The following is a 5301-nucleotide window of genomic DNA, read 5'->3' as shown; positions in this document are numbered from 1 at the left end:
GGGTTGCCCGATCGCTACCGCTGGTGACCAGGATGTTCTTTTCATCCGCCGCCGCTATCCCTGCCATACAGCAAATAACGACAAGCATTCCTCGAAGAAGGTTTCTCACAAGGCTAGATCCTCAGGTGTGAATGTCATCTTGAATGAACGATAGGGAGCGAAGTCGCTTGGTTTCATTCCCTGCATCTCGGTCAACCGGCCAATGTTCTTGACCGCGGCAACCGCCGAACTGTCGAACGAACCGTCACCACTGGACTTGGCCACGCTGACCGAAGTCACCGTACCGTCCGGCAACATGCCGATCTGCAGCACTACTGTCATGCCTTTGCGTGCCGAAGGTGGACGTGTCCAGCCTTCTGCTGCCCGTGCCCGAATCAGGTCGTCGAAACTGCCTGCGACTTGATCACCACGCTCATCGGCCAAGGCTTGCTGACGCTGCGGCGTGTCGGAGAGCAAATCTGCCAAGGCCTGGGCCTTTTTCTCTTCGGCGGATTTACGTGCTGCTTCCTGGGCCTTTTTCTTCTGGGCGTCGGCGGCAGCTTTCTTCTTCGCGTCGTCGGCGACTTTCTTCTTCGCCTCGTCTGCTTCAGCTTTTTTCTTGGCGTCTTCGGCGGCTTTCTTCTTCGCGTCTTCGACTATCTTTTTCTTGGCCTCTTCAGCGGCCTTTTTCTTGGCCTCTTCTTCGGCAGCCTTTTTGGCTTCTTCTTCAGATTTCTTCTTGGCTATATCAGCCAATTGTTTCTCTTCGGCCTTTTTCGCTTCGGCAGCTTTCTCGGCTTTCTTGGCTTCATCAGCCTTTTTCGCCTCGTCAGCTTTCTTGGCTTCGTCAGCCTTTTTCGATTCCTCGGCCTTTTGAGCCGCCTCTTCTTTCTTTTGTTCCGCAGCAGCCTTCACCGCTTCCTGCTCGACCTTCTTCTGTTCCATCTGTTCGACTTCAGTCTGGCGCGCAGCCGACTTCTGGGCCTCACCCGCAATCTTCTGATTGGTCTGGGTGGTGGCCTGACTTTTCGATTTCAGCTGATACAGGGTCGCCTGCACGATCGGCTTGGCTGGCGGCAGGTCCGGTGTCATGGCGAAGCTGACGAACAGCATGCCAAACACCAGGACGTGCAGGGCAATTGCCCAGACGCTAGGCCAGAAGTAGCTTTCCGAGGCGGACGGCTCTCGCTGTTGCTGCATCAGGGCGCCTCGGTAATCAAGCCAACATTACCGACGCCGGCCTTCTGCAGCCCGCCCATGGCGCCCATGACGGAACCGTAGTCGACCGCCTTGTCGCCGCGGATGAAGACCTGGGTGTGCTTGCCACCTTCGTTGCCGGAGCGAATGATCTTGGTCACCGCGTCGGTCATCGCCGGCAAGGTCAGCGCCTTGTCCTGCTGCTTCTGAGTATCGACTTCACTGCCAAGGTTCCAGTAATAGGTCTTGTCGGACTTGATCGAAATCGTCAGCACCTGGGTATTGTTGTCCTGGGGCAAGGCTTCGCTGGAAACCTTGGGCAGGTCAACCTTCACACCCTGGTTGAGCATCGGCGCGGTCACCATGAAGATCACCAGCAGCACCAGCATCACGTCGATGTAAGGCACTACGTTCATCTCGGCGACCGGCTTGCGCTTGGTTCGAGCTCGAGTGATTAAAGCCATCGGGAAGTACCTGCTTATTCTTCGCTGGTGTGCACTTTACGGTGCAGGATCGCCTGGAATTCGTCGGCGAAGGTGTAGTAACGGCCAATCAGGTTTTCGCCGCGAGCGGCAAAACGGTTGTAGGCGATTACTGCGGGGATAGCAGCGAACAGGCCGATCGCCGTGGCGATCAGGGCTTCGGCAATACCCGGGGCCACGGTGGCCAGGGTCGCTTGCTGCGCCTGGGCCAGGCCACGGAAGGAGTTCATGATCCCCCACACGGTACCGAACAGGCCGATGTACGGGCTGACGGAACCTACGGTGGCGAGGAACGGCAAGCTCTGCTCCAGCTTCTCTTCTTCGCGGGAGATGGCAACGCGCATGGCGCGTGCCACGCCTTCCATCACTGCTTCCGGGTCAACGCCGGGTTGCTGGCGCAGGCGGGAGAACTCCTTGAAACCGGCGCGGAAGATCTGCTCAACGCCCGAATCCGGGTCCGGGTTGCTGCCGGCCTGGCGATACAGCTTGGACAGGTCGATACCCGACCAGAAGCGCTCTTCAAAGCTCTCCAGGGCACGTCGACCGGCACGCAGCAGGTTGCTGCGCTGAAAAATCATGACCCAAGAGGTAACCGATGCGGCTACCAGGGTCAGCATGACCAGTTGAACCACAACACTGGCATTGCTGACCAGGCTCCACATGGAGGAATGGTCGACGACGGTAGGTTCCACGCTAAATCTCCTGCTTTGATTGTTTACCCGCGCCGCTTACGCCGGCAAAGGCCGCACGTAGAGCTTCGGGAATGGCCCGGGGTTTCAAACTATTGGTGCGCACACAGGCCACCAGGAACTGCCCCTCACAGAGCAGCGTTGCATCCGTTGCCCGCCTGACCTGCTGCTTGAAACGCAGGCTGGCACGGTTCAATTCGATTACTTCAGCGCTTACCAACAGCTCGTCGTCCAACCGCGCCGGCGCGTGGTAGCGCGCCTCGCTGGAGTGCACGACGAATAACAGGTCCTCCCCTACCAGCTCGGATTGGGCAAAGCCCAGCTCCCGTAGCCGCTCGGTTCGAGCCCGCTCCATGAACTTGAGGTAATTGACGTAATACACGATGCCGCCTGCATCGGTGTCCTCGTAATAAACGCGACAGCGATGTGCGAACGACTGATCCCCGTTTTGCGCGCGCATACTCTAGTGCTTACTCCTCAGGTTGCCAATCCGGCTGGGCAACTGTTTTTCATTGTCTGAAACATTTCTAACGACTGAATGACGACACCAGCCACTAGGACAGCACAAACCTCGGATAAATCGTCTGGCGTGAAGCTTTTAATCGTCCACTGCGTCGAGGAATTCGTCTACTACAGGCATCTCGCCCAATCGTGACGGAATGTTTAACCCGAAGTGCAGATAGGCGTGGCGCGTGACGACTCGCCCCCTCGGGGTACGCATAATGTAACCCTGCTGGATCAGATACGGCTCCAGCACATCCTCGATGGTATGGCGTTCTTCACTGATCGCCGCCGCCAAGCTGTCCACACCTACCGGGCCACCGTCGAACTTCTCGATCATGGTCAAGAGTAGACGCCGATCCTGATGATCGAAGCCATGCTCATCCACATCCAGCAGGTTCAAGGCCAGATCCGCCACCGCCTTGGTGATGTGCCCCTTGGCACGCACTTCGGCAAAGTCGCGTACCCGACGCAGCAAACGGTTGGCAATCCGTGGCGTGCCCCGGGCCCGACGGGCAATTTCAAACGCTCCCTCCGGGTCCAGCGGCAAACCGAGAATGCTCGCCGAACGGCTGACAATGGTCGCCAGATCGGCAGTGCTGTAGAACTCTAGACGTTGAACGATACCGAAACGGTCTCGCAGCGGGTTGGTCAACATGCCCGCGCGGGTCGTCGCGCCCACCAGGGTGAATGGCGGCAAGTCGAGTTTGATCGAACGGGCTGCGGGGCCTTCGCCGATCATGATGTCCAGCTGGAAATCTTCCATGGCCGGGTACAGCACTTCTTCGACAATCGGCGAGAGCCGGTGGATCTCGTCGATAAACAGCACATCGTGGGGCTCAAGATTGGTCAACAGCGCCGCCAGGTCACCTGGTCGCTCCAACACCGGGCCGGAGGTGGACTTGATCGACACGCCCATTTCCTGGGCGATGATATTGGCCAAGGTGGTTTTACCCAGACCCGGTGGGCCGAAGATCAGCGTGTGGTCCAGGGATTCACTGCGCCCGCGTGCAGCCTGGATGAACAGCTCCATTTGCTCGCGCACGGTAGGCTGGCCGATATATTCGGCCAGGCTCAGGGGGCGAATGGCCCGGTCCTGGATTTCTTCACGGTCGCGTGGGCCGGTGGCCGCGATCAGACGATCAGCTTCAATCACTTAAATCATTCCCTTCAGGGCTCGGCGGATCATGTCTTCAGCGCTCAGGTTCTTGTCCTTGATGGCCGACACCGCCTTGCTCGCCTCCTGCGGCTTGTAGCCCAGGGAAATGAGCGCATTGACGGCATCGCTTTCGGCACTGGCGACCTGGGCCGCCGGCATATCCGGCTGGTTCGGCACCAGTGCGAACATGCTGGGTACGACCTCCCAGGCTTTGAAACGATCCTTGAGTTCCACCAGCAGGCGTTCTGCGGTTTTCTTGCCGACACCCGGCACCTTGGTCAATGCCGAGGTGTCCTGGGCCGAAACCGCGCGTACCAGCTCATCCACTTCCAGGCTGGACATCAGCGCCAGCGCAAGTTTTGGCCCCACGCCATTCAGGCGGATCAGCTCGCGGAAGAAGTCACGGTCGCGCTTGCCAATGAAACCATAAAGTAATTGCGCGTCTTCGCGTACCACCAGGTGAGTGTGCAGTGTAATCGGCTCACCGACCGATGGCAGGCGATAGAGGGTGGTCATGGGCACTTCCAGCTCATACCCCAGCCCATTGACATCCAGAATCAGGTGCGGCGGCTGTTTCTCAGCCAGGGTGCCGCGCAAGCGTCCAATCACGGTTCGATCCTTAAAGCTTGGGGTCAGATCAAAGCCTGACCGGAAATAACGATTGCGCTGATGCTATCAGAGACGCAGCCGCCCGCCACGACTGCGTGCCGTGCCGAGGCCATGGGGCAGCAGGCTTGAACGGGTGTGCGCGTGGCAAATGGCGATGGCCAAGGCGTCGGAGGCGTCGATCTGTGGCTTGGAGGTAAGCTTGAGCATGTGCATGACCATCATCTGCACTTGCTCTTTGTTAGCCGCACCGGTGCCAACCACGGCCTGCTTGACCTGGGTTGCGGTGTACTCGGCGATCTCCATACCCTCTTCTGCACCCGCGACGATGGCGGCGCCACGGGCCTGGCCGAGCTTCAGGGCCGAATCGGCGTTCTTGGCCATGAAGACTTTTTCGATGCCCATGGTGACCGGCCCGTAGGTCTGGATCACTTCACGCACGCCGCGATAGACGATCTGCAGACGCTCGGCCAACTCGCCCGCGCCAGTACGGATGCAGCCCGAGGCCACATACACGCAGCCACGCGGGGTCTGTTGCACCACGCCAAAACCGGTGATGCGCGAACCGGGGTCGATACCTAGGATTAAAGTCATAACGCCTGCAGGTTGGTAAACACAATTTCTGGCACAGTGAAGATCCAATGTGGGAGGGGGCTTGCCCCCGATGGCAGTGTGTCAGTTACTTATG

At 58.8% G+C, this 5301-nt stretch carries 7 protein-coding genes; all 7 read right to left on the bottom strand.

The features are described 5' to 3' along the window. Positions 1–105: 105 nt before the first annotated feature. Positions 106–1179: a cell envelope integrity protein TolA gene (tolA, locus tag ACRESD_RS00490; RefSeq protein ID WP_431749135.1), complete on the bottom strand. Its 1074-nt coding sequence runs from the start codon at positions 1177–1179 to the stop codon at positions 106–108. Then, positions 1179–1631, bottom strand: a complete 453-nt coding sequence (gene tolR / locus ACRESD_RS00485) for a protein TolR (protein ID WP_161634127.1) — start codon at positions 1629–1631, stop codon at positions 1179–1181. The genes tolA and tolR overlap by 1 nt, the downstream gene beginning before the upstream one ends. Positions 1632–1654: 23 nt before the next feature. Continuing rightward, positions 1655–2350, bottom strand: a complete 696-nt coding sequence (tolQ, locus tag ACRESD_RS00480) for a protein TolQ (RefSeq protein ID WP_010208111.1) — start codon at positions 2348–2350, stop codon at positions 1655–1657. 1 nt (position 2351) lies between these two features. Beyond that, positions 2352–2807, bottom strand: a complete 456-nt coding sequence (gene ybgC, locus ACRESD_RS00475) for a tol-pal system-associated acyl-CoA thioesterase (protein ID WP_431749134.1) — start codon at positions 2805–2807, stop codon at positions 2352–2354. Between the two features lie 138 nt (positions 2808–2945). Beyond that, positions 2946–4004 (bottom strand): Holliday junction branch migration DNA helicase RuvB, encoded by a 1059-nt coding sequence (ruvB, locus tag ACRESD_RS00470; protein WP_034109150.1) that lies wholly within the window; start codon positions 4002–4004, stop codon positions 2946–2948. Then, positions 4005–4616 carry a Holliday junction branch migration protein RuvA gene (gene ruvA / locus ACRESD_RS00465; RefSeq protein ID WP_003193868.1) on the bottom strand — a complete coding sequence of 204 codons (612 nt, stop codon included), beginning with the start codon at positions 4614–4616 and terminating at the stop codon, positions 4005–4007. A gap of 66 nt (positions 4617–4682) precedes the next feature. Beyond that, positions 4683–5207 carry a crossover junction endodeoxyribonuclease RuvC gene (gene ruvC, locus ACRESD_RS00460; protein WP_016975450.1) on the bottom strand — a complete coding sequence of 175 codons (525 nt, stop codon included), beginning with the start codon at positions 5205–5207 and terminating at the stop codon, positions 4683–4685. Positions 5208–5301: the final 94 nt, after the last annotated feature.

The sequence above is a fragment of the Pseudomonas sp. genome, assembly GCF_050739995.1.
GTDB lineage: Bacteria > Pseudomonadota > Gammaproteobacteria > Pseudomonadales > Pseudomonadaceae > Aquipseudomonas.
The sequence above is the reverse complement of the archived record's forward strand: the minus strand, read 5'-3'. Positions and strand labels throughout refer to the sequence as shown.

Excerpts from the sequence above, each read along its gene's own strand:
- tolA (WP_431749135.1), bottom strand. The coding sequence starts at position 1,179 with ATGCAGCAACAGCGAGAGCCGTCCGCCTCGGAAAGCTACTTCTGGCCT.
- ybgC (WP_431749134.1), bottom strand. The coding sequence starts at position 2,807 with ATGCGCGCGCAAAACGGGGATCAGTCGTTCGCACATCGCTGTCGCGTT.
- ruvC (WP_016975450.1), bottom strand. The coding sequence starts at position 5,207 with ATGACTTTAATCCTAGGTATCGACCCCGGTTCGCGCATCACCGGTTTT.